At 62.5% G+C, this 23,800-nt stretch carries 26 protein-coding genes and 1 pseudogene; 18 read left to right on the top strand and 9 right to left on the bottom strand.

Annotation, left to right across the window (positions count from 1 at the left end):
* Positions 1–21 precede the first annotated feature (21 nt).
* Both A4R29_RS22500 and A4R29_RS22505 read left to right on the top strand, forming a co-directional pair.
* Entirely contained in the window at positions 22–450 is a 429-nt protein-coding gene (locus A4R29_RS22500) for a VOC family protein (protein WP_013530024.1), read from the top strand.
* A gap of 74 nt (positions 451–524) precedes the next feature.
* Positions 525–878 carry a DUF1428 domain-containing protein gene (locus A4R29_RS22505; protein WP_024504189.1) on the top strand — a complete coding sequence of 118 codons (354 nt, stop codon included), beginning with the start codon at positions 525–527 and terminating at the stop codon, positions 876–878.
* A 67-nt stretch (positions 879–945) separates the two neighbouring features.
* On the opposite strand, the gene A4R29_RS22510 is transcribed toward A4R29_RS22505, so the two are convergent.
* The gene (locus tag A4R29_RS22510; protein WP_244506857.1) at positions 946–2,529 is read right to left on the bottom strand and encodes a tetratricopeptide repeat-containing sulfotransferase family protein; all 1,584 of its coding nucleotides are present in this window, start codon (positions 2,527–2,529) and stop codon (positions 946–948) included.
* A 234-nt stretch (positions 2,530–2,763) separates the two neighbouring features.
* Between A4R29_RS22510 and A4R29_RS22515 the strand changes: the two are divergent.
* A pseudogene (locus A4R29_RS22515) lies at positions 2,764–3,204 on the top strand (EAL domain-containing protein); the annotation flags it as partial.
* Positions 3,205–3,235: 31 nt separating this feature from the next.
* Here A4R29_RS22515 and A4R29_RS22520 read toward each other — a convergent pair.
* A complete protein-coding gene (locus tag A4R29_RS22520) occupies positions 3,236–3,655 on the bottom strand; it encodes a Kazal-type serine protease inhibitor domain-containing protein (protein ID WP_013530021.1) in 420 nt (139 codons plus the stop codon).
* A gap of 501 nt (positions 3,656–4,156) precedes the next feature.
* Here A4R29_RS22520 and A4R29_RS22525 point away from each other — a divergent pair.
* The 3 genes from A4R29_RS22525 (at position 4,157) to A4R29_RS22535 (ending at position 5,517) form a co-directional block, all read left to right on the top strand.
* A complete protein-coding gene (locus tag A4R29_RS22525) occupies positions 4,157–4,369 on the top strand; it encodes a cold-shock protein (RefSeq protein WP_006202520.1) in 213 nt (70 codons plus the stop codon).
* A gap of 320 nt (positions 4,370–4,689) precedes the next feature.
* Complete coding sequence (locus A4R29_RS22530) at positions 4,690–4,902, top strand: cold-shock protein (RefSeq protein ID WP_013530020.1); 213 nt, start codon at positions 4,690–4,692, stop codon at positions 4,900–4,902.
* A 183-nt stretch (positions 4,903–5,085) separates the two neighbouring features.
* The gene (locus A4R29_RS22535) at positions 5,086–5,517 is read left to right on the top strand and encodes a BA14K family protein (protein WP_013530019.1); all 432 of its coding nucleotides are present in this window, start codon (positions 5,086–5,088) and stop codon (positions 5,515–5,517) included.
* A 127-nt stretch (positions 5,518–5,644) separates the two neighbouring features.
* On the opposite strand, the gene A4R29_RS22540 is transcribed toward A4R29_RS22535, so the two are convergent.
* The 3 genes from A4R29_RS22540 to A4R29_RS22550 all read right to left on the bottom strand — a co-directional run bounded on the left by A4R29_RS22540 (position 5,645) and on the right by A4R29_RS22550 (position 7,777).
* Positions 5,645–6,283: an MBL fold metallo-hydrolase gene (locus A4R29_RS22540; RefSeq protein WP_024505622.1), complete on the bottom strand. Its 639-nt coding sequence runs from the start codon at positions 6,281–6,283 to the stop codon at positions 5,645–5,647.
* Positions 6,284–6,420: 137 nt separating this feature from the next.
* On the bottom strand, positions 6,421–6,738 hold the full coding sequence (locus tag A4R29_RS22545) for a hypothetical protein (protein ID WP_013530017.1): 318 nt from the start codon (positions 6,736–6,738) through the stop codon (positions 6,421–6,423).
* A gap of 145 nt (positions 6,739–6,883) precedes the next feature.
* Positions 6,884–7,777, bottom strand: coding sequence for a branched-chain amino acid aminotransferase (locus A4R29_RS22550; RefSeq protein WP_063172933.1), 894 nt, complete (start codon positions 7,775–7,777; stop codon positions 6,884–6,886).
* A 246-nt stretch (positions 7,778–8,023) separates the two neighbouring features.
* Between A4R29_RS22550 and A4R29_RS22555 the strand changes: the two genes are divergently transcribed.
* The 5 genes from A4R29_RS22555 (at position 8,024) to A4R29_RS22575 (ending at position 13,834) form a co-directional block, all read left to right on the top strand.
* Positions 8,024–8,557, top strand: coding sequence for a MarR family winged helix-turn-helix transcriptional regulator (locus A4R29_RS22555; protein ID WP_024505623.1), 534 nt, complete (start codon positions 8,024–8,026; stop codon positions 8,555–8,557).
* Complete coding sequence (locus A4R29_RS22560) at positions 8,544–9,263, top strand: response regulator (protein WP_013530014.1); 720 nt, start codon at positions 8,544–8,546, stop codon at positions 9,261–9,263. The genes A4R29_RS22555 and A4R29_RS22560 overlap by 14 nt, the downstream gene beginning before the upstream one ends.
* Before the next feature lie 49 nt (positions 9,264–9,312).
* Positions 9,313–10,728: an ATP-binding protein gene (locus A4R29_RS22565; RefSeq protein WP_013530013.1), complete on the top strand. Its 1,416-nt coding sequence runs from the start codon at positions 9,313–9,315 to the stop codon at positions 10,726–10,728.
* 220 nt (positions 10,729–10,948) lie between these two features.
* Positions 10,949–11,971, top strand: a complete 1,023-nt coding sequence (locus tag A4R29_RS22570; RefSeq protein ID WP_063172934.1) for a glycosyltransferase family 4 protein — start codon at positions 10,949–10,951, stop codon at positions 11,969–11,971.
* A gap of 288 nt (positions 11,972–12,259) precedes the next feature.
* Positions 12,260–13,834 carry a hypothetical protein gene (locus tag A4R29_RS22575; RefSeq protein ID WP_063172935.1) on the top strand — a complete coding sequence of 525 codons (1,575 nt, stop codon included), beginning with the start codon at positions 12,260–12,262 and terminating at the stop codon, positions 13,832–13,834.
* 114 nt (positions 13,835–13,948) lie between these two features.
* Here A4R29_RS22575 and A4R29_RS22580 read toward each other — a convergent pair whose 3' ends face one another.
* The 3 genes from A4R29_RS22580 to A4R29_RS22590 form a co-directional block, all read right to left on the bottom strand.
* A complete protein-coding gene (locus A4R29_RS22580; RefSeq protein WP_013530010.1) occupies positions 13,949–14,308 on the bottom strand; it encodes a tRNA-binding protein in 360 nt (119 codons plus the stop codon).
* Between the two features lie 27 nt (positions 14,309–14,335).
* Positions 14,336–14,836 (bottom strand): type III secretion system chaperone family protein, encoded by a 501-nt coding sequence (locus A4R29_RS22585; RefSeq protein WP_013530009.1) that lies wholly within the window; start codon positions 14,834–14,836, stop codon positions 14,336–14,338.
* Between the two features lie 344 nt (positions 14,837–15,180).
* Positions 15,181–15,483 (bottom strand): accessory factor UbiK family protein, encoded by a 303-nt coding sequence (locus A4R29_RS22590; protein WP_013530008.1) that lies wholly within the window; start codon positions 15,481–15,483, stop codon positions 15,181–15,183.
* A gap of 169 nt (positions 15,484–15,652) precedes the next feature.
* On the opposite strand from A4R29_RS22590, the gene lgt reads away from it, so the two are divergent.
* The 6 genes from lgt (at position 15,653) to A4R29_RS22620 (ending at position 21,489) form a co-directional block, all read left to right on the top strand.
* Entirely contained in the window at positions 15,653–16,507 is an 855-nt protein-coding gene (gene lgt / locus A4R29_RS22595) for a prolipoprotein diacylglyceryl transferase (protein ID WP_082827483.1), read from the top strand.
* Entirely contained in the window at positions 16,504–17,592 is a 1,089-nt protein-coding gene (locus A4R29_RS22600) for a class I SAM-dependent methyltransferase (protein ID WP_063172936.1), read from the top strand. The genes lgt and A4R29_RS22600 overlap by 4 nt, the downstream gene beginning before the upstream one ends.
* A gap of 105 nt (positions 17,593–17,697) precedes the next feature.
* Positions 17,698–18,492: a peptidoglycan editing factor PgeF gene (gene pgeF / locus A4R29_RS22605; RefSeq protein WP_063172937.1), complete on the top strand. Its 795-nt coding sequence runs from the start codon at positions 17,698–17,700 to the stop codon at positions 18,490–18,492.
* On the top strand, positions 18,492–19,643 hold the full coding sequence (locus tag A4R29_RS22610) for a M24 family metallopeptidase (RefSeq protein ID WP_013530004.1): 1,152 nt from the start codon (positions 18,492–18,494) through the stop codon (positions 19,641–19,643). The genes pgeF and A4R29_RS22610 overlap by 1 nt, the downstream gene beginning before the upstream one ends.
* Positions 19,644–19,686: 43 nt before the next feature.
* Positions 19,687–20,316, top strand: coding sequence for a hypothetical protein (locus tag A4R29_RS22615; protein WP_063168841.1), 630 nt, complete (start codon positions 19,687–19,689; stop codon positions 20,314–20,316).
* Between the two features lie 237 nt (positions 20,317–20,553).
* Positions 20,554–21,489, top strand: coding sequence for a ribose-phosphate pyrophosphokinase (locus A4R29_RS22620; RefSeq protein WP_013530002.1), 936 nt, complete (start codon positions 20,554–20,556; stop codon positions 21,487–21,489).
* Positions 21,490–21,501: 12 nt separating this feature from the next.
* Here A4R29_RS22620 and A4R29_RS22625 read toward each other — a convergent pair whose 3' ends face one another.
* Positions 21,502–22,386 carry an AraC family transcriptional regulator gene (locus tag A4R29_RS22625; protein WP_013530001.1) on the bottom strand — a complete coding sequence of 295 codons (885 nt, stop codon included), beginning with the start codon at positions 22,384–22,386 and terminating at the stop codon, positions 21,502–21,504.
* 151 nt (positions 22,387–22,537) lie between these two features.
* On the opposite strand from A4R29_RS22625, the gene A4R29_RS22630 reads away from it, so the two are divergent.
* On the top strand, positions 22,538–23,779 hold the full coding sequence (locus tag A4R29_RS22630) for an MFS transporter (protein ID WP_063170320.1): 1,242 nt from the start codon (positions 22,538–22,540) through the stop codon (positions 23,777–23,779).
* Positions 23,780–23,800: the final 21 nt, after the last annotated feature.

A 23,800-nucleotide genomic window follows, 5' to 3' on the forward strand; every position in this document is an offset into this window, starting at 1 on the left:
AAACGCAAAGAGGAACAACAGATGACCGATCAGACCCCCGTTCAGCCCGCGGCCAAAGTGCTCGGCGGATTGACCCCCTATCTGCAGCTGGATGGCGCCTTCAAGGCTGCCGAATTCTACAAGAAGGCCTTTGGTGCCGAGCAGGTCTTTGCCTATCCGGCGGACGAAAAAGGCCGCACCATGCACATCCACCTCCACATCAACGGCTCGACGCTGATGCTCTCCGACTTCTATCCCGAAAACGGCATGCCTGCCGTCAAGCCGCAGGGTTACACCATGCAGCTTCACCTCGGCAGCGACGACATCGAAGCCTGGTGGAAGCGCGCCGTCGATGCCGGCTGCGAAGTCGCCGTGCCGCTCCAGATCATGTTCTGGGGTGACCAGTGGGGCAATATGCGCGACCCGTTCGGCGTCGAATGGGCGATGAACGCGCCGGTCAAGAAAGCCTGATCTATCGCCAATGGCGAAGTCCCTCACCGGCTGGCGTCGGTGAGGGATTGTGAACTTCCAGGAGGAGACCCACAATGTCCTATGTCGATGGCTTCGTGCTTGCCGTGCCCAAGGCAAATCTCGATGACTACAAGAGGCTGGCCAACCTCGCAGGCCCTATATGGATGGAACACGGCGCGCTCGGCTATGTCGAATGCATCGGCGACGACGTGCCCTATGGCGAGGTCACTTCGTTCCCGCGCGCCGTGCAGGCCAAGGACGACGAGATCGTCGTCTTCGCCTGGGCCGTCTATGAGTCGCGGGAGAGCCGCGATGCCGTCATGGCCAAAGTGATGGCAGATCCGCGCCTGAAGGCCGATTGGGCGGACATGCCGTTCGACGGGAAGCGCATGATCTTCGGTGGCTTCAAGCCATTCATAGAGCTTTGAGCAGCCGGTAGCAGATTGGCAGAAGCCCCTCAGCTTCGTCATCCTAGGACGAAGCAGGAGCGTTGCGCTAATCCAGCCTGTCCAGAAGCGGCTTCAGCCGGTCACCATAGCGCTTCCATAGATCGACCGACCCCTGATACATCGGCTGGCGCACCTGTGCGGCTGAAGCCGTGCGCACCGGTCGGTCGGTCTCGTGGAACGATAGTGCCGCGTCGTCCCAGGGCAGGCCGAGATGGGCGATTAATGCCCGCGTCTGGCCTTCCTGGTCGGCGACAAAATCCTCGTAGCGTACATCGTGCACGACGCCTGGCAGCACCGTGTGCCAATGCTTCATGATGTCGGTGTAGAGATTGTGGAAGTCGGCGAGCTCGCCGAGATCGTAGCCATAGCGATGGCTGTCACCGCGGAAATGCACCTTGTAGATCGACAGGCAGGTGGCCGCCGCATCGCGCGCGCAGTGGATGATCCTGGCCTTCGGCATCATCATGTGGATGAAGCCGACAAGCAGGAAGTTGCCCGGCATTTTGTCGGTGACGTGGCGCATGTTCGGATAGCGGGCATGGAGCATGTCGAGATAGGCTTGGCCTGCCTCGGCAAAATCCGAATCGCCCGTATCCGATACGCCCCATGGGAAGCCACCCGGCATAGTCGCCGGGAACTGCCTGCCGACCGCCTTCTTCAAAATGCTGAGCTCGCCTGCGCCATAGACCTGCGGATGGCTGGCAATGATCTGCTCGACCAGCGTCGTGCCCGAACGCGGCATGCCGACAATGAAGATCGGCGTGTCGTCGCTGATTGAGCTGGGCCTGTGCTTCTCGAAGAAGCCGGCATCGAAGGTGGCCTTCATCGCCTCGAACTCGGCCCGCGTCCTGGCCTGGTCGTAGTCGATGCCTTTGCGGCGGATCGCATTGCCCTCGGCGAAATAGTCGAAGGCCCGGCCATAATCCTTGAGATCGTCATTCGCCTTGCCGAGTCCGAAGGACAGCTGCATGCGCGCCAGGCTGTCCTGCGGCGCCTTGGCATGCTGGGCTTCCATGCCCCCAAGCTCGCTGTCGCGCTCCTTCTGGCGCTTGACCTGCGTCAGCATCAGCCAGGCTGTGGCCATGGCGGGGTTGATCGCCAACGCCTGCCGGAACAGGTCGGCCGCCTCGTCGAGCTTGCCCTTTTCCATCAACCCGACGCCGAGCCCGTGCAGCAGGTCGGCATCCTTGGGTCGGATCGCCAGCGCTTCGCGGAAGGCAGCCAGCGCCTCATCCAGCCGCCCGGCTTCCTGCAGGGTTTCGGCAAGCCCGATGCGGGCGCGCACATGAAATGGGTTGCGTGCAACCGTGCTGCGATAAATCTCTTCGGCCTCTTCGAACTGGCCGACCTGTTTCAGCGATGAGCCGAGATTGTCGCGCGCCGCGAGTTGGTCCGGCCGCAGATCCACTGCGCCGCGGAAGAAATCGATGGCCGCAGCAGGGCGGCCGAGGTCGCGCATCACCGTACCGAAATTGTTGAGGAAATCGGGATTCGTCGGCTGCAGGCTCACCGACCGTTCGATGAGATCCAGCCCTTCTTCGCTGCGCCCGGTCTGGTGAAGCAGCAGTCCCAGGAAATGCGCCGCGGCCGCGTGCTTGGGCTGACGCGCCAGCACCTGCCGGTAGATCATCTCAGCCTCTTGCCGGCGCCCGGCCTGATGCAGTTGCAACGCCTGCTGCACATACTGGTCGAGGCCCAGCGGCGGCTGTCCGCCTGCGCCAGACCTGGCTCCCGCACCCGCCGCTCGTCTTTGATCTCTGTTGATGGGAAACCTACCGTGTTTTATCCGCCTGTGGCGATCTAGGCCATCGGCGCCGCAGGTTCAAGGCTTCGCTTGCTGTCTCGTCCTTTCGTCGGTGCGGAAAGATCAAATCAGCACACCGCGATCCGGCCCCAGCAAATCTGGCTCGAGGCCACGGAGCGCGCGTTCATCGATATCAACTCGGCCCGCTCAACGCTCGTTCGTGCCCGCGAACTTGGCCACGCAGTGGCAATCGACGACTTCGGCACCGGCTACTCCAGCCTGTCCTATCTCGAGGGGCTGCCGCTCGATGCGCTCCTAATCGACAAATCGTTCATCGATACGATCAGCACGAATTCCGCCACCAATTCCGTCACCGCGCATATCATCGACATGGCCAAGACACTAAAGCTGAAGATCGTTGCCGAAGGCGGGGAAACGCAGGCGCAGGCCGACTACCTCGCGGCGCGCGACGTCGACTACGGCCAGGGCCGGCTGTTTGCCAGACCCATGCCCGCGTCCGAGTTCATCGCCGACTGTCGCCAGGTGAAGCCGACGGCTTGATGATTGTCTTCCTCAACGAGGCGCAGCGTTCTCAGCACGGCCCGTCGCCAACGACGCGATAGTCCGCGGCACGGGCTTCGCAGGAATTGGGAAAGGTGCGCATCTCGCCATGCCGGCGCGCGCACACCGGCGCATATTCGCGGGTGCAGAACGTCTGCTCTTCACCACCGCCGCCACCGCCACCGCCGCCACCGTCGCGGCACGGACCGTCGCGCACGATGCGGTAGCCGGCCCGGTCGGCAAGACAGGCATTGGCGAAGGTCTGGCGATCGCCGCCGCGCCGGGCACAGACCGGCTCGTACTGCTTGCTGCAATATTGCGGTTCCGGCCGGGGCGGACGCGGACGCGGCCCTGGTCCGTCATCGACGACGACGGTGCAGGCGGCAAGAAGTGCCGACAGCAACAGGATGACAAAACCCTGCCGCGAAAAGATTGCCGCCAGATATTTCATGATGATCTCCCACGATCGCGTCCCCGGTTGCCGATCCTCGCCATTCCCTTGCCAAATGCAATCCCCGTTTGCAGCCCTTTCAGTCGGAAACGCGCTGGGGCTGTAGGCGGCGTCGACTTCCTCGGCCACCTCGACATCTGGCCCATTCGTGGCCCGGTTCTGGCCGATGACCCGGCCGGCAAGCAAGCCTATGCCGAGCCCATCGATGCTCAGGTCAGTCGATTGATGCGTCGGGACGCGCCAGTACGGCGGCCCGCGGCGGTATCTTGCAACCATCACGTTTCCGTGCGATAAATTCCGTGTTCGGGCATTTGCGACCCGGAGAGCGGAACGTTTTGGACGACCTTTCCCCGATACTGTGAATCTCTGACGGCCCCGTTTTCGGCGGGGGGTTTGACCATGCGCCAATGCATGACTGCCGAAGCAACCACCGGGAACTGCCCTTTGCGCCAGGCGGCGGGCGGGACCACCAAAGACTGAACGGGTGAAGGAGTTTCCCCAATGGCCCAGACCGGCACCGTTAAATTCTTCAACGCGACCAAAGGCTTCGGTTTCATCACGCCCGATGGTGGCGCCAAGGATGTGTTCGTCCATATCTCCGCGATCGAAGCCTCGGGCTTGCGCACGCTCGTTGACGGCCAGAAGGTCACCTTCGACGTCGAGCCGGACCGCATGGGCAAGGGCCCCAAGGCCGTCAACCTCCGCGCAGCCTGAGCCATCGGCGCGCCGCATGTCACTTAGACGTGCGACGGAGGCTCCATGCCTGCACCTGGCCTGGAGAGGGATCTGAATTTTGAAAGGCGCGGCGATCTTCGTCGCGCCTTTTCCTTATCGAAGGCGCGGGCCAGTGATGTCGCCCAAGCGGCCGGGTTCTGGGCAACGACTTGCATAAAAACAAAGACCCGAAGCATGCCGCAACGTGCTTTAGACGCCCGCAAAACTTTCTCTTGCCGATGACGCTAAAATAAAGGACAAATTTCCACTCGGGCATTTGCCGGCCCGAGACTGGAGTTTATGGGACAAAGGAGCTTCCCATGCCGCAGACCGGCACCGTCAAATTCTTCAATCATGCCAAGGGCTTCGGCTTCATCACGCCCGATGATGGCGCGAAGGATGTTTTCGTCCATATTTCAGCTGTGCAGGCGTCCGGTCTTCCCGGCCTCGAGGATGGGCAGAAAGTGTCGTTCGATACCGAGCCGGATAAGCGCGGCAAGGGTCCCAAGGCCGTCAACCTGTCGGTCGGCTGAGCCGGCTTCGAACCGGCGCTCCCGGGCAGATCGCTCCCTTGAGAGCCTGTGATTTTTGACGTCCGTTTTGAATAAACACGTTAAAATCCGTTCAGCCCCCGTTCAGCCACGGTCGCATATTAGTCTTCGGTAAAGCCGGACCGCATCCCCGAAACTGCACGGGCCGGAACGAAGGAGACCGACATGAACCGAATTTTCAAAACCGCCGTCCTGGCCGCTGCCGTGGCCGCCACCACGCTCACGGCCTTGCCCGCCGCCAATGCGCGCGACTGGCGCCGTCATCATGGCCATCATGGCAATGGCGATGCCATTGCCGCCGGCGTGCTCGGCCTCGCGGCCGGGGCGCTGATCGGTGGCGCATTGGCCAATGACCGCCCGCCGCCCGACGCTGACCGCTACTACGATGACGGTTACTACGATCGTGACGTCGTGGTGCGCCCGGCCCCGGTCCGCCGCTATTATGCGGAGCCGCGGGTGGTCTACGCCAATCGTTATGCCGAACCGTGGACGCGTGACTGGTACGAATATTGCTCGGACCGCTACCGCAGCTTCAATTCCCGTACCGGCACGTTCACCGGCAATGACGGCGAACAGCATTTCTGCACTGCCAACTAACCAAGGGCTTCCCTGCCCCAAAACAGAAAAGCGCTGACCGCAAGGCCAGCGCTTTTTTGTTGTGGTCTCTACAATGTCAACGGTCTGCTTGAGGCTGATGAAAAACAGCTACGGTTCCGAGCCTGGTTCAAGTCAAAAAAGGATTGGTCCGCCTCTCCTCGCCAAAACGTCCGCCGGGACCGTGGCCACAGATGAAGCCGATGTCGTCGCCGAGCGGCAGGAGCTTGTCCTTGATCGAAGCGATCAGCGCCGCGTGGTCGCCGCCCGGCAGGTCGGTGCGGCCGACCGAGCCGCGGAACAGCACGTCGCCGACATGGGCGAACTTGGCTGCGCGGTTGTAGTAGACGACGTGACCGGGCGCATGGCCGGGGCAGTGCAGCACCTCGAACACATGGCCGCCGAACGACACCGTCTCGCCTTCGGCCAGGAACCGGTCGGGCACGCAGTTGCGCGCTCCGGCGATGCCGTAGCGCTTGCCCTGGTTTTCCAGATTGTCGAGCAGCGACTTGTCGGCCTCATGCGGACCGATGATCTCGACGCCGAGCGCCTCCTTCAACTCCATTGCACCGCCGGCATGGTCGATGTGGCCATGCGTTATCCAGATAGCTCCGGCTGAGATCGCATTGTCCTTCAGCACCGCCAGTACCTTGTCGATATCGCCGCCCGGATCGACGACGACGCCATGCTTGTCATCCATGTCGAACAGGATGGTGCAATTCTGCTGGAACGGTGTGACCGGCACGATGCCGGCATTGAGCTGACCCATGATCGTCCTTTCGATGTTCACGGGTGATGTAGAGGTGCCGACAAAGGGCGTCCACCCTCGAAAGACGAACAGTCAGTAGCCCCAAAACGGAAATGGGCGGCCGAAGCCGCCCATTTGAAAAGACCGAAACGGCCTGCTTACTTCTTCATGGCGCCCATGACCGCACCGAGAATGGCGGTCAGGATCGCGCCGCCGCCGGCGCCGCCGACGATGTTCTGCAGGTTCAGCGCGCTGCCGAGACCGCTCGTTGCTGCTGCCGCAGCCGCCGGATCGACCGCACCGCCACCCAGCAGGCTGCCGAGGATCGCCGCACCACCGACGCCGCCAATGGCTCCGCCCAGGATTTTGGGAAGCTGACCCATCGCCGCCGTCTTGAGCGCCGCACCGACCGCCTGACCACCGATGATGCCAGTAATCACCTGTATGATGATCGGAAGAAGCGTGTTCATGTCCATATGATTAGTCCCTCCATAGCTGTCAGCCTCCCGGGCCGACACCATCATGAGACGCCGAATTGGACGAAAGTCAAATGCAGAAACGCTGAAATAAAAGGGGCGGCCCGAAAACCGCCCCTACTTCTTAAAAAAGCTGTGACTTTCGTTATTCTGCGGCGATCGCGTGCTTGGGCTGAACGGCCGCAGAATAGTCATTCATAAGATTCTTGGCTATTTCGCCGACCACGAATCGGTAAGGCCCGATCTCCGAAACCGGCGTCACTTCCGCTGCCGTCCCGGTCAGGAAACATTGTTCGAAGCCCTCGAGCTCTTCCGGCAGGATGGCGCGTTCAATCACCTCAAGGCCGCGATCCTTGGCCAGCCCGATGACCGTGCGGCGGGTGATGCCGTCGAGGAAGCAGTCGGGCTTGGGTGTGTGGATCTTGCCGTCCTTGACGAAGAAGATGTTGGCTCCGGTCGCTTCGGCGACCTGGCCACGCCAGTCGAGCATCATGGCATCGGCATAGCCCTTGGCCTCGGCGGCGTGCTTGGACATGGTGCAGATCATGTAGAGCCCGGCGGCCTTCGACTTGGAAGGCGCGGTGCGCGGGTCGGGCCGGCGCCATTCCGCCACATCGAGACGGATGCCTTTCAGCTTCTGCGCAGGATCGAAATAGCTCGGCCATTGCCAGATGGCGATGGCGCAGTTGATGCGGTTGTTCTGCGCCGAGACGCCCATCTGCTCACTGCCGCGCCAGGCGATCGGCCGGACATAGGCGTCCTGGAAACCCTGCTTCTTGAGAAGCGTGGAAGAGGCGTCGTTGAGCTCGGCCACCGAATAGGGGATCTTGAAACCGAGCAGGCGTGCCGATTCATGCAGGCGCTCGGTGTGTTCGTTGAGCTTGAAGATCTCGCCGCCATAGGCGCGCTCTCCCTCGAAAACAGCGCTGGCGTAATGCAGCCCGTGCGTCAGCACATGGATCTTGGCGTCACCCCATTGGACGAATTCGCCGTTCATCCAGATGAAGCCATCGAGTTGATCGAAGGGAACGGATGCCATGGTAACCTCCCACGGGCGGCAGCCCGGATAGTTGTATCGTTGTGTGTTTCGTGTCGGCCGCCCAAAGCGGCTTTTATGGTGGAGCGTAGGCGGATAATTGCGCTCTGGCAAACTTAGGAAATTCCGGAAAAACCGGCTTCCCTTGCCTTTTCGTTCGCAATCCGCCCAAAAGCTTGTCAAAAATTACCATTGCAGGGAAATTACGTCAATAGTACTGACATAATCTCTCTTTCCCACGGAGAAATAATGACGGATCGAAGCCCAGCCGCCGGAAAACCGATCAGGACCGCAATGTCGGTCGAGGACGGCATCGACTTCGCCATCATCGAGCTGCTCTTCTTTGCCTATCGCGACTTCACCTCCGATCCGGACCAGATCCTGGCCGATTACGGCTTCGGCCGGGCCCACCACCGGGTGCTGCATTTCGTCAACCGCAGGCCGGGCCTGACGGTCGCCGAACTGCTCGACGTGCTGAAGATCACCAAGCAGAGCCTGGCCCGTGTGCTCAAGCAACTGATCGACACCGACCATATCGTGCAGTTGCAAGGTCCGCGCGACCGCCGCCAGCGCGAACTTTATCCGACAGCCAAAGGCCGTGCGCTGGCGCTGGCGCTGGCGCGGCCACAGTCGCGCCGCATCCATGCTGCATTGGGGGATTCCGGAGTAACCGAACGGACCTTGGTGGAACGGTTCCTCGAAGCGATGGTCAATCCGGAACTGAGGGCGCAGATCGACGTTGGGTCCGCAAAAATGTCAGGGAAAAGCCATGGAGAGCACTGAACGGGTCGATCACGCGGCCGCGCCGGACGACGACGCGCCGCATCTGCTTGTCGTCGACGACGACACCCGCATCCGCAATCTTCTCAAGCAGTATCTGACCGAAAATGGCTTTCGCGTCACCGTTGCCGGCAATGCCGGCGAAGCCAGGCGCAAGCTTGCCGGCCTCGACTTCGACCTTCTGGTGCTGGACGTCATGATGCCCGGCGAGACGGGCGTCGACCTGACCAAGTCGCTGCGGGCCGAAAAGAACGTACCGATCCTGATGCTCACAGCGCTGTCGGAGACCGACAGCCGCATCTCAGGGCTGGAGGCTGGCGCCGACGACTATCTGCCAAAGCCGTTCGATCCGCGCGAGCTGATCCTGCGCATCAACAACATCCTGCGCCGCGGTGGCCCGGCGACCACGCCCAAGGTCGAGCAGTTGGTCTTCGGCCCCTACACGTTCCAGATCGCCCGGCGCGAATTGAAGCGTGGCGGCGAGGCGTTGAAGCTGACCGATCGCGAGCAGGAGATCCTGGCGATCTTCGCCGCGCGGGCGGGCGAGACGATACCCCGCCACGAGCTTGTCGGCGACGATTCGGAAGTCGGCGAGCGCACCATCGACGTCCAGATCAACCGGCTGCGCCGCAAGATCGAGCGCGATCCGTCCAATCCGGTCTGGCTGCAGACCGTACGCGGTATTGGGTATCGGCTCAGCGTGGAATAGAATGCCGCCTGCGGCCGGCTGAACGGCTGCGGGCAAGCGAAAAGAGCGAATGGCAACCACGGAACTGGAACAGCCGGGCAATGGCGGCTTGAGCGCACGCGCCGCGCGGACGCTGAAGGCGGTGCCGCGCGCCTGGAACCGCTTCTGGCGCCTCGTCTCGCTCTATATGCCCAAGCGGCTCTATGCCCGCTCGCTGATCATCGTCATCGCGCCGATGATCCTGCTGCAATCGGTCGTCGCCTTCGTCTTCATGGAACGTCACTGGGCAACCGTGACGCAGCGCCTGTCGCAGGCCACCGTGCGCGACATCGCCGCCATCATCGACCTGATCGAGACCTATCCGCGCGATGCCGACTACACCAACATCATCCGCATCGCCCAGGACCGCATGCAGCTGAAGGTCGACCTCTTGCCGCCCGACCCACTCCCCGCGCCCGGTCCAAAGCCGTTTTTCTCGATTTTGGATGATGTTCTCTCGTCCGAGATCACCCGCCAGATCAACCGCCCGTTCTGGATCGACACGGTCGGCAACTCCAACATCGTCGAGGTACGCGTGCAGCTCGAGGGCAAGGTGCTGCGCGTCTTCGTGCGCCGCAGCCAGGCCTATGCCTCTAACACCCACATCTTCCTGATCTGGATGGTCGGCACCTCGCTGGTGCTGTTGATGATCGCCATTCCCTTCCTGCGCAACCAGATCCGGCCGATCCTGATGCTTGCCGAAGCCGCCGAAAGCTTTGGCAAGGGCCGGCCGATGCCGCGCGATTTCCGGCCGCGCGGCGCCGAGGAGGTTCGCCGCGCCGGCTTTGCCTTCATGCAGATGCGCGAGCGCATCGAACGCCAGATCGAACAGCGCACCGCCATGCTGACCGGCGTCAGCCATGACCTCAGAACCATCCTCACTCGCTTCAAACTGCAGCTGGCGCTTTCCGGCGGCAAGGCCGAGACCAAGGCAGCGCTCGACCAGGACATCGACGACATGCAGTCGATGCTCGAAGGCTATCTGTCCTTTGCCCGCGGCGAAGCTTCGGAAGACGCCGGACGGTTCGATCTCGAGGCCTATTTCGAAAAGCTCGACGAGGAAGCCAGGCTGCGCAAGCGTAAGCTGTCGACGACGCTTGCCGGCGATCACGATGTGCATGTGCGGCCCAATGCCTTTGCCCGGCTGATGTCCAACGTCATCGGCAACGCCTTCCGCTATGCTAAGACGGTGGAGGTCAACGCCACCCATGGCCGCGGCTCGCTGCTGGTCACCATCGACGACGATGGTCCGGGCATTCCCGCCGATCGACGCGAAGACGTGTTCAAGCCTTTCGTGCGGCTCGACGAGGCCCGCAACCTCGATGCCAGCGGCACCGGGCTCGGCCTGTCGATCGCCCGCGACATCGCCCGCTCCCATGGCGGCGACATCACTCTTGAAGACAGCCCGCTCGGCGGACTGCGCGCCATCATCAAGGTTCCGGCATAACCGGGCACGATTGCGAAAAGTGGAAACGGCTTCATCCGCCCGTCATGAAACCATGATCAAGAGCGCGCATGAAGCGCGCGACCTCAATTGATTCGGCCTTGCCGCCTCACTTCGACCCCGTACCTGTCCGGGTGCGCTGGAGCGAAGCGAGAGCAGCAGGCTGGTCGCCGTTCCGGCATCGTCTCAAGGCAACCGTCGACCTTTCAAGCAAAGGGCCGCCATGCGCATACTGATGGTCACCGATGCCTGGCGCCCGCAGGTCAACGGCGTCGTCCACACGCTGGAGCGGCTCACCGAGACGCTGAAGTCCTTCGACGTCGCGGTGGATTTCCTGACGCCCAATATCTTTCGCACCCTGCCCTTGCCGACCTATCCCGACATCAGGCTGGCGCTGACCACGCCCGGCCATGTCGCGCGCCTGATCGACGCCGGCAAGGCCGACCACATCCACATCGTCACCGAAGGACCGCTGGGCATCATGGCGCGGCGCTATTGCCGCAATGCCGGCCGTCCATTCACCACCAGCTATCACACGCGCTTTCCCGAATATCTCAGCGCCCGCCTGCCGCTGCCGGAAAGCTGGGCCTATCGCTGGCTGCGCGATTTCCATAATTCCGGCCAGGGCACGCTGGTCGCCACCCAGTCGCTCGCCGACGACCTTTCCGCGCGCGGCTTCACCAAGCTGCGGCCATGGACGCGCGGCGTCGACACCGACCATTTCCGCCCGGACAGGAAGAAGGACCTCGGCTTCCCCGGCCCGATCTTCCTCTGCGTCGGCCGCGTCGCCATCGAAAAGAACCTGGGTGCTTTCCTCGACCTCGACCTGCCCGGCAGCAAGGTGATCGTCGGCGAAGGCCCCGAGCTTGCCAGGCTGAAGGCGAAATATCCGCAAGCGCATTTCCTCGGCCATCGCCCCAACGACGAACTGGCCGAGATCTATGCCTCGGCCGACGTCTTCGTCTTCCCGAGCCGCACCGACACGTTCGGCAACGTCATCATCGAGGCACTGGCCAGCGGCACGCCGGTTGCCGCCTATCCGGTGACCGGGCCGATCGACATTGTCGGCGATGGTTTTGGCGGCGCGGTCTCCAACGATTTGCGCGAGGCCTCACTCGCCGCGCTCAACGTCGACCGTGCCGAAGCCCGCGAACGCGCCATGCGCTACAGCTGGAAGGCCTGTGCGGAAATGTTCCTCGATACGGTCGAGGAAGCACTGGGCACACCGCGAAAGCTGGCGGCCTGATCGTGCTTTTCGTTATCCAAGGGCGAAGCTGACACACCGCCACGGATGACAAAGCGCGGCGACGCACAATCAACCGTTAGTCTGCCACGGCACCTTGTTTCAAAGGGATGTTCGGCATGACGTATTGTGCGACTTCGAAGCCATGACCAAGTCAGATTGACAACGCAGTTCAGGGCTGCGTAGTCATCCATACTTGAGCCGCGCCGTCATCTCGCCCTCCCAAAGACATGGAGAATCCTTGGCAATTGTCGGCGACTCAAAATTTACCATTTCTACCTACATTGCGGCATGCTCGAAGCAACAGTCAGCAACAAAATCAACAGTTACACGAGCCATTTCATCAGGCCCGAAGGTACCTTGCTGATAGTTCTGCTGGTGGTGGCTTTCTTGCCCGTACTGCTCGTCGACATACCCGCTATGGCAGACTATCCAAATCATCTCGCAAGAATGTCGATCCTGATGCGCGCCGGTACGCCCGAAGCCCATCCCTACTATGAAGCCGCGTGGGCACCCTACCCTAATCTAGCCATGGATCTCGTCGTCCCGTTCGCTGGGCGCTTGATCGGGATCGAGCTGGCATCAAAGCTTTTCTATCTAGTCTCGCAAATGCTGGTCGTCAGCGGGGCAATGGCCGTCGGAGCGGCCGCACAGGGGCGTGTGATCCTCAGCGGCTTCGTCGCTTCGCTCTTCCTCTACGCCATGCCTTTCGCTTTCGGATTCGTGAATTTTGAATTTGGACTGGGGATCGTTCTTTGGTCCATCGCGGTTTGGATTTGGCTTGCGGAAAGACCTTTGCCGCTGCGCCTTGCGATCCACGCCGTCTTCGTCGTGGTTCTGTATATCTCTCACCTATTTGCCCTCGGCCTGTATGGCATTGTGGTGGGGCTGTACGAACTCTCCCGCTGGCCAGACCATATTGAGAATTGGAAACGCACGATCTTGCTGGTTGCCGGAATGGCTGCTCCGGTCGTCGCAGTTGGCGCCCTGGCGCTCGCCTACGGCGGCAAAGTGGGTGGCGAAGGAACCGAATGGGCCCTGTCGGCGAAATTGTTGGCGCTGGTTCAAGTCAACGGCTTCAGCAGATACACTTCCTCAGCCGTGACCGTGGTGCTGGTCATTCTCAGTTACCTTGCGGTGAAGCACAGGATGGTGGCGGTCTCTCGCGTCGGCTGCTGGATGGGCTTTGGGCTCTTGTGCCTGTTCATTGTCATGCCGTTTCGCGTTGCGGACACGGCCTTTGTCGACGGGCGCGTCCTTCTGGCGCTTATTCTGATCCTGCCAGCCTTCGTCACGATCAAGCGTCCGCAAGACTCGCGTGGAACACTTCTCGTCGCGCTGGCGTTTGGCGCCGGGCTTGCAAACAGTGGCATCGCGATCTGGGCCCAATTGTCGTGCCGCAGCGAATATCGTGCCCTTATGACCGCGTTCGACGCCATTCCAATGGGTTCGCGAATCCTTACCGGCCAGAATGGCCTTCCAGACGACCCGCCAACGAATCTGCTCCTTTATCCAATGTACAATGCTGCCGCGTTGGCCGTAGTCACACGCAATGCACTGATGCCAACGCTGTTCACCTATCCGGGAAAACAGCCGGTGAGGCCCCGGCCGGAAGTGGCAAACCTGACCGTACCGCAAGGCGGGCCTATCCCGATGTCTGAGCTGGAGGCCTACGCCGCCGGTGCTTTACCACCGGTCGAGGCAGCGTATGCAGCGCATTGGACCCGTGACTTTGACTATCTGCTGGTAATCGCGCCGGAGCGCAGCCCGCCACGACACGGCAATCTTGAATTAATCGCCGAAGGCAAACAGTTCAAATTTTACAGAATAAGGAAATTGGTCGACGCGGACAGGAAAAGCGGATGATGTCCACGCGCGACACTCCTGTCACGACATGGCATGAAATTCATGCTGAAGCATCTGCCGAAAGGATTATCAATCCATCCCGGTTCGCGGGGATTCCGATCCCCAGTTGAGACCCTAAAACAACCGCCCGCCATCCGGCACCTTACGCTCGATCGCGCCGAGCACCACGGCGCCCTCTTCGTCGGGAAAGCCGAGAGTGAGCACTTCCGACATGAATGGACCGATCTGGCGCGGCGGGAAATTGACCACCGCGAACACCTGCCGGCCGATCAGCGTCTCCGGTGTATAGTATTTGGTGATCTGCGCCGACGATTTCTTGATACCGATGCCGGCGCCGAAATCGATCTTCAGCTTGAACGCGGGCTTGCGCGCTTCGGGAAACGGCTCGGCCTCGACGATCGTGCCGGCGCGGATGTCGACACGATCGAAATCGGCAAAACTGATCTCGGGCTTGCGCTCGGTGTTCGAACTCATCTTGGTCTTGTCTGCCTTAACGGGGACTCAGGCGTTGCCGTAGGTCTCGAACAGCACGCCGGCCAGGGCATCCTTGGCCGAGGTTCCCGACCAGACGACGAACTGGAACGCCTGGAAATAGCATTCGCAGGCTTCCAGCGCCGACGACAGCAACACTTCGACCTGCTGGCTCGACGGCTCGACCCCGCCGGCCAGCAGCAGCGACTGGCGGAACATGATCGCGCCCTCCTGCTCCCAGAGGTCGAAATGGCCAAACAGCATCTGCTCGTTGATCAGCGACAAGAGCCGCATCACTTCCAGCGTGCGGGTCTCCGGCACCTTGATATCGAAGGCGCAGGCCAGGTGCAGCGCCTCGAAATCTTCCATCCACGAAAAGGAGACGTGATAGTCGGTCCAGCTTCCGGCAACCGAGATCGAAATCTCGTCGTCGCCGGCCCGCTCGAAAGACCAGTCGTTGTTGTGGGCCACCTGCTCGATAACATCCACCGGATGGATTTCGCGGGAGAATTCGAGTTCGAGAAGTTCCATGGAATGCTTCCTGTCGTTCTGTACGAGCGCCGCCACACGCTCCGCGGGAGGGCACACACAACGAACAATCTTGTCTAGAACTCGGACGGCCAGGACTTTCTTCGCGCAAAGACGACTTCTCGACGCAAAGACCCCAGACCGGACCCCACCGCCCGGTCGCATGACCCTGCTCCGAATCATGCAACAAATTCAGTCTATTGATCGGGAGTCGCGTGAACAGCCCAATTTTTCGCACTGCGTCATTCGCATGTGGAAAGCCGCTGTCACAAAGATTCATGCAATGCCGTTAAGCGATTCACGGCAAAGCGCTTTTCAGGATCGGGCTATGTGGAAAAGTTTAACGATTATTTTTTTGTGCGCGGCTTGGCGGCCGTCGCTGGTGTGGCGTCACCGGCCAGTTCGGCAAGCTTCGCCTCGAGCGCCTCGATGCGGGCGGCAAGGCGGGTGTTTTCTTCCCGCGCCTTGGCGGCCATCTCGCGCGCGGCTTCGAACTCTTCGCGCTGCACCACGTCCATCGTGTTGAGAATGCGCTCGGCCTGACCCTTGAAGGCGGTCTCCACCTCACGGCGCACGCCCTGGGCGGCCCCGGCGGCGTCGGTCATCAGCTTGGCGAATTCATCGAGAATGCGGTTCGGTCCGGTCGACATGGCAAATCCTCGCGCTTGCACAAAATTGACGTAGTGGCGCCGCGCGTCGAATGCAAGCTTGTTGCACCTTGCTGCGGCATCAAGTCGAGTGCGCCCACCTTGCCTTGACCCTGCCAAAACCCTGCCGCATGGTCCGCGCCCAAACACGTTCGCAATCGAGAGTTCCCCGTTGAACGAATATTTCCTGCTGCCGCTGGCCTCCCTGCCCTTCCCCAACATCAACCCGATCCTCATCCAGATCGGGCCGCTGGCGGTGCACTGGTATGGCGTCGGCTATATCGTCGGCATCCTGTTCGCCTGGTGGTATGCCAAGCGGCTCGCCGCCAATGCCAGGCTGTGGCCGAACGGCGTCCTGCCGATGAAGCCGGAGGATCTCGACGATTTCATCGTCTGGGCGGCCATCGGCGTCGTGCTCGGAGGCCGCACCGGCTATGTGCTCTTCTATGATCTGGCGCGCTACATCGCGCACCCGCTCGATATCTTCGCCGTGTGGCAGGGCGGCATGTCGTTCCATGGCGGCCTGCTCGGCGTCATCCTCGCCATGACGCTGTTTTCCATCAAGCGCGGCATCCGCACCTGGTCGCTGTTCGATGTCGTGGCGGCCGGCGTGCCGGTCGGCCTTGGCCTGGTGCGCGTCGCCAACTTCATCAATTCCGAACTGTGGGGCCGACCAACCGACGTGCCCTGGGCGTTCGAGTTTCCCAATGGCGGGCCGTTTGCCCGTCATCCGAGCCAGCTTTACGAGGCGCTGCTCGAGGGTGTCGTGCTGTTCCTCGTGCTGCGCATTCTCACCCATTCGCGCCTCAGGCTGAAGACGCCGCGCTTCGTCGGCGGCGCCTTCATCTGCGGCTATGGCCTGTCGCGCATCTTCGTCGAGTTCTTCCGCGAGCCTGACCAGCAGCTCGGCTATCTCCTCGGCACCAACTGGCTGACCATGGGCATGATCCTTTCTACCCCGATGGTGCTGGCCGGCATCTGGGCGATGCTGACCGCCAAGCCGGTGGCACAGCCGCAGCCGGCATGACACGGCTGAAGACCCGCATCGTCGACCTGATCGAGGCCCTTGGGCCGCTTCCCGTCAACGAGTACATGGCGCTGTGCCTGTTCGACCCGGCGGACGGCTACTACACGACGCGCGAGCCCTTTGGTGCGGGCGGCGACTTCATCACCGCGCCGGAGATCAGCCAGATGTTCGGCGAACTGGTCGCCGTGTGGCTTTATCAAGCCTGGCTGGCGGGCGGCCGGCCGCGGTCGGCCACCATCGCCGAGATCGGACCCGGCCGCGGCACGCTGATGAAGGACATGCTGCGCACGCTGTCGCGGCTCGATCCTGACCTGGCCAACGGCGCCACCTTCGCCATGATCGAGACAAGCCCGCGCCTGACCGAGGTGCAAAAAAAGACGCTTGGCGTCACACCCTTCGCGGTTGGCTGGCACGAAACCATCGAGACCTTGCCGCAACAATCGCTGTTCATCGTCGGCAACGAACTGTTCGACGCAGTGCCCATCCGCCAGTTCATCCGCGCCGGCGCCGGCTGGCGCGAGCGCATGGTCGGCCTCGGCGAGACCAACGACCTTTGCTTCTTCGCCGGCGCCGGCTCGGTCGACCCGACGCTGCTGCCCGCCGATGCCGCTGACGCGCCGCAAGGCGCGATCGCCGAAGTGGCGCCTGCCCGCACCGCGCTGATGGCAACAATCGCCGAGCGCATATCCAGGCATGGTGGCGCCGGCCTGTTTCTCGACTACGGCCATTTCCAGCCGGGTGTCGGGGACACGCTGCAGGCCTTGCGCAGCCATGATCACGAAGATGTGCTGGCCAATCCCGGTGAGGCCGACCTCACCTCCCACGTCGATTTCGCCGCCCTTGCCGCGATCGCGCGTGCACATGGCCTCGAAGCCCATCTGACGACACAGGGCGATTTCCTGCTCGGCATGGGCATCCTCGAGCGCGCCGGCCGCCTTGGCGCCGATGCCGGCCAGGCGGCGCGCGAAAGGATCGCCGGCGACGTCGAGCGCCTCGCAGGGCCGCAAGCCATGGGCGAGCTGTTCAAGGTGCTTGCGGTGCTGCCTCGCGGCGTGGCGGTTCGGCCCTTTGCCGAGGCGGATTGACTTTTTACCGCCGCCCCTCCCAATCTCCCGTCCGCGCTTTGCAGCCTGTTCTCGACCAAGCACCTTCTTCTTGACGAAACCGCCCACACGGACAACAACGCCCGCATGCTGAATCAGACCAAACCGGATCCCGTTCGGTCGCCGCTGCTGGACAAGGCGCAGGCACAAGGCATCCGCCACGGCTATTTCACCCGCGTCGGCGGTGTTTCCGGCGGCATCTATCAGGGCCTCAACATCGGCACCGGATCGGATGACGACCAGGCGCTGGTGGCTGAGAACCGCGCCCGTGTCGCTGCCTGGATGGGCGTGCCGGCAAGCCATCTGTTGACCGCCTGGCAAATCCATTCGCCCGATGTCGTCATTGCCAGGGAGCCCTTTGCCGGCGAGCGCCCCAAGGCGGACGCCATCGTCACCGACCGGCCGGGCATCGCCATCGGCGCCTCGACCGCCGATTGCGGTCCCGTGCTGTTCGCTGATGCGCAGGCGCGCATCATCGGCGCTGCGCATGCCGGCTGGAAAGGCGCGTTCACCGGCGTGCTCGAAAACACCATCCTGGCGATGGAAAGCCTCGGCGCCCGGCGCCAAAACATCGTCGCCGTGCTAGGCCCCTCCATCGGCCCGCGAAACTACGAGGTCGGCCCGGAATTCGTCGCCCGCTTTGTCGAAGCCGACGCCGAAAACATCCTCTATTTCGCTCCGTCCGCCAATGCCGGCCATGCGATGTTCGACCTCAACCGCTACACGGTTGACCGGCTGGCCAAGGCAGGCGTGACGGCTGAGGGCCTAGACCGCTGCACTTACGCTGAGGAAGGCCTGTTCTACTCCTATCGGCGCACCACGCATCGCAAGGAGCCCGATTACGGCCGGCAGGTTTCGGCAATTGTCTTGGAGAGGGAATAATGGCGCTGCATTTTGAACGATCTGAATTTGACGCGCGGCGCGACCGGCTGATCATCGAGATGGCCGAAAAGAAGCTCGACGCCATCCTGCTGTTCGCGCAGGAAAGCATGTATTGGCTGACCGGCTACGACACGTTCGGCTTCTGCTTCTTCCAGTGCCTGGTGGTCAAGGCCGACGGTTCGATGGTGCTTCTGACCCGCTCGGCCGACCTGCGCCAGGCGCGTCAGACCTCGATTATCGACAACATCGTCTTGTGGACCGACCGCAACGGCGCCAATCCTGCGGTCGACCTGCGCAATCTGCTCAACGAACTCGACCTGCTCGGCGCCCGCATCGGCGTCGAATACGACACCCACGGCCTGACCGCCTTCAACGGCCGCCGCCTGGACGAGCAGTTGCAGACCTTCGGCCAGATCGCCGATGCGTCCGGCATTGTCGGCCGGCTGCGCCTGTTCAAGAGCCCGGCCGAGATCGCCAAGGCCGAGAAGGCCGCCAATCTCTCCGACGATGCGCTCGACGCGGCACTGCCGCTGATCAAGCAAGGCGGCGACGAAGCTCTGATCCTGGCCGCCATGCAGGGCGCGATCTTCGCCGGCGGCGGCGACTATCCGGCCAACGAGTTCATCATCGGCTCCGGCGTCGATGCGCTGCTGTGCCGCTACAAGGCCGGCCGCCGCAAGCTCACCAAGAACGACCAGCTGACGCTCGAATGGGCCGGCGTCTTCAACCACTACCATGCGCCGATGATGCGCACGGTGCTGACCGGCAAGGTGTCGAAGCGCCATCAGGAACTGTTCGACGCCGCCCGCGCAGCACTCCTGGCTGTCGAGAAGGCGATGATGCCGGGCAACAGCTTCGGCGACGTCTTCGATGCGCATGCCCGCACCATGGAGGCACACGGCCTGACCAAGCACCGGCTGAACGCCTGCGGCTATTCGGTCGGCGCCCGCTTCACCCCGTCCTGGATGGACATGCCGATGTTCTACCAGGGCAATCCCGAACCGATCGCGCCCAACATGACGCTGTTCGCCCATATGATCATCATGGACTCCGACACCGAGACGGCGATGACGCTTGGCCGCACCTACCTGACCACCGAATCCCAGCCCAGGCCGCTGTCCCGCCATGATCTCGACTTGATCGTAAAGTGAATCCACAGTGGGAGGCGTTCTTCGCCAAGGAGTTAGAAGGCAAATGAGACGATCGCATGTGACGACCGTGTCATTGCTTGTGGCATTGGCTCTTGCCGCCTGCACCAACGCAAAGGACGTGCTCGAACCGTCGGCGATCACCCCGCCGGCGACGTCGACCCAGACGCTGCCCGCAACGTCAGGCAACACGGCGGCAACGGTTCCGGCCGGGCCCGCCACCAGCACGTCTGGCGCTCCCGCAACCGCCGCCGCACCGGTCACATCAGCCCAAAGCGCTGCCATCCTGTCGAAGACCCGCTTGCAGATCGCGCCGATCGTCGGCGCTTCGGTGGAAGCTGCGACACCTCTGACGGCGGAGTTGCAGACCCGTGCCAGGCAGCGCGGCATCACTCTCGCCGGCAGCGCCGACCAGACCGTGACACATGTGCTGAAAGGCTATTTCTCGACGATGTCGGAAGGCGCCGACACCACCGTCATCTATGTCTGGGACGTCTATGACCCCGCTGGCAACCGGCTGCACCGCATCAATGGCCAGCAGAAGGCTCCGTCGGTCAATTCCGGCGCCAGCGCGGGCGGCGACAGCTGGAAGGGGATCTCGCCGGCCACCATGCAGGCGATCGCCGACCAGACCATCGACCAGTTCGCCGCCTGGCTCGGCGGCAAGGCGGGCTAGAGGCATCGGACCCCAAAGTGGAGACGGTTTTGGGAAAATCCGATGCCCAATGAGAAGAAGAACCAGCACAAGTCCCCTGCTCCCTGTTGCAGTCCGGCGATGGCGCGGAGCTTTCTTGAGTTTAGCCGGCGGATTCCCGATCTCGGCGCTTGCAATACCAGCGCGGGCCGCTAAAAGCCCGGTTAAAGGGCGCAAGCGAGTCCGTCAGGCCTCATCATCCTCCACCAGGAACCGTGCATGAAACTCTTCGCGGGCAATTCCAACAGGGTGCTGGCCGAAGCAGTCGCCCGGTACCTCAACGTCCCGCTGGGCAAAGCCACGGTCAGGCGCTTCGCCGACCAGGAAATCTTCGTCGAAATCCAGGAAAACGTGCGCGGCGAGGATGTCTTCATCTTGCAGTCGACCTCGTTCCCGACCAACGATCATTTGATGGAATTGCTTATCATGATCGATGCCTTCATGCGCTCCTCGGCCAAGCGCATCACGGCGGTCATCCCTTATTTCGGCTACGCCAGGCAGGACCGCCGCGCCTCCGGCCGCACGCCGATCTCGGCCAAGCTGGTTGCCAACATGATCACCCGCGCCGGCGTCGACCGCGTTCTGACGCTCGACCTGCATGCCGGCCAGATCCAGGGCTTCTTCGACATCCCGACCGACAATCTGTTTTCCGTGCCGGTGATGGCCCGCGACGTGAAGGCCAAATACAAGCAACTCGGCAACGTCGTGGTGGTTTCGCCCGACATCGGCGGCGTGGTCCGCGCCCGTGCGCTGGCCAAGCGCTTCGATGCGCAACTGGCCATCGTCGACAAGCGCCGCGAACGGCCGGGCGAATCGGAAGTCATGAACATCATCGGCGCGGTCGCCGGCAAGGATTGCCTGCTGATCGACGACATCGTCGATTCCGGCGGCACGCTGTGCAACGCCGCCGATGCGCTGCTGGCCAACGGCGCCACCAGCGTCACCGCCTATATCACCCACGGCGTGCTGTCGGGCGGTGCCGTTGCCCGCATCAGCGGCTCGAAGCTGCAGGAACTGGTGATCACCGATTCCATCCAGCCGACCCAGGGCGTGCTCGACGCGCCCAACATCCGCGTCATCTCGATCGCCGACCTGATGGGCGAAGCCATCTCGCGCACGGCGACTGAGGAATCGGTGTCCAGCCTGTTCGACTAAACCCGCCTGCCCTTAAGGCGCGGAGCTTTCCAACCGAACCGGGCCGATCAGGCGACGAGCGACCTCGACGTTCTCGCGTGCGCCGCGCATATAGCCGCGCGGCGAGGTCCCCAGCATGCGCTTGAACATGGTGATGAAGGCCGGCACGCTGTCATAGCCGAGATCAAGCGCCACCCTGGTGATCGGCTCGCCGTCCGCCAGCCTGGGCAGCGCCGCGAACAGGCAGGCCTGCTGGCGCCATGTCGACAGCGACAGGCCGGTCTGGCGCTGGAAGGCGCGCGTGAAGGAACGGCGGCTCATGCCGGCTGCATCGGCCCACTCGTCGATGGTCGCATGCGGCGACGGTGCTGCGACGAAGCGTCGGCACAGCGCCGACAATCTTGGATCGGACGGAAATGGCAGCCCGAGAGGCCGTTCCGGCAAGGTCGGGATTTCGTGCAGCAAAAGGTTCATGATCAGCCCACCGCGTCCTTCCAGAACGCCGCCTTGCGGGAGCTTCTCCGATTCCACGATCAGGCTGTGCATCAGGTCGGTGACGCCCACAACGCGCAAGCCTTCGGGCAGCCCGGGGATCGCCTGTGGCATGACATAAACCGAACGCATCGAGACGTCGCCCAGCATCTCGACGGAATGCTCGGTGCCGGCTGGAATCCACATCGCGTGGTCGGGCGGCACCATCCAGCGCCCGTAGCGTGTCGTCACCAGCACCACACCGACAAGCGCATGCAAGAGCTGGCTGCGGCTGTGGCGGTGCTGTGGCACGCGGTAGCCGTCAGGATATTCGGTCGGCAATGCCACCGCCGGCCCGGCCACTTGCTCAAGCCACTGCCAGCGGCTCTCGTGCAACTGGCCGAGATTGGCATTGCCAGCGTGAAAGACTTCTTTGCCGTGCGGCATCTAGTTATGGCCCACTTGCGAAACTATTGGACCAAACCACGAAAGAAGTCGTCTCGCAAGCGGCTTATAAGGCACCGTCCCTAGGGTGGCCGCAAGGAGCGTCCGCCAGTTGCCTGCGGGCGTGCCCGCCAAAAAGACCACGGAGCCTACCTTGACCGATACGACAGCAGCCAGCGTCGCCCCACCGGCGAGCGCCAGTCACGCCTCAGCCCAGGCGACGGCCTTCACCGTCATCCTGGCGGTGAGCTTCTGCCACTGCATCAACGACATCATGCAGTCGCTGCTATCGGCCATTTACCCGCTCCTGAAAGAGAATTATGGCCTCGATTTCTGGCAGATCGGCTTGTTGACCTTCACTTTCCAGGTGACCGCATCCTTGCTGCAGCCGCTGATCGGCATGATCACCGACAAGCGGCCGATGCCCTATTCGCTGCCCTACGGCATGGCGTCGTCGCTGATCGGCCTGATCGTGCTCGCCTATGCCGGGCATTATTCGCTGCTGCTGATCGGCGCCTCGCTGATCGGCATCGGCTCGGCGATCTTCCACCCGGAATCCTCGCGCATCGCCCGCTTCGCTTCCGGCGGCCGCTTCGGCCTGGCGCAGTCGCTGTTCCAGGTGGGCGGCAATTTCGGCCAGTCCATGGGGCCGCTGCTGGCGGCCTTCATCGTCGTGCCGTTCGGCCAGACCAGCATTTCCTGGTTCGCCGTCGGCTCGCTGATCGGCATCATCGTTTTGTGGCAGGTCGGCGGCTGGTACAGCCGGCTGCGTGCCGCGCAGGGCACCCGCAAGGCGGCGAGCTTCGTTTCGCCCTTCCCGCGCCGCAAGGTGATGAATGCATTGATCGTGCTGACACTGCTGGTGCTGAGCAAGAATGCCTACATCGCCAGCCTCGCCAGCTACTACACCTTCTATTCCATGCATAAGTTCGGCGTTTCTGTGCAGATGAGCCAGGTCATGCTGTTCCTGTTCCTCGGTGCCTCGGCGCTGGGCATCCTGCTCGGCGGCCCGTTCGGCGACCGCTATGGGCAAAAGGCGATGATCTGGTTCTCCATTGTCGGCGTGCTGCCCTTCACGCTCGCCCTGCCCTACGCCAATCTGGAATGGACGATGGTGCTGACGGTGCTGATCGGCCTGATCCTCTCCTCGGCGTTCTCCAACATTGTCGTCTTTGCGCAGGAGCTCGTGCCGGGTCGCGTCGGCATGATCGCCGGCATCTTCTTCGGCTTCGCCTTCGGCATGGGCGGCATCGCGGCGGCCGTGCTCGGCGTCGTCGCCGACATGAAGGGCATCGATTTCGTCTTCCAGATCTGCTCCTATTTGCCGTTCCTTGGATTGCTGACCGTGTTCCTGCCCAACATGAAGGAAGCGCGCAAGGCGCAGGCGGCCGCCTAGATCAGGCCTGAAACCCACGCA

The sequence above is a fragment of the Mesorhizobium ciceri biovar biserrulae genome, assembly GCF_001618845.1.
Classification (GTDB): domain Bacteria; phylum Pseudomonadota; class Alphaproteobacteria; order Rhizobiales; family Rhizobiaceae; genus Mesorhizobium; species Mesorhizobium ciceri.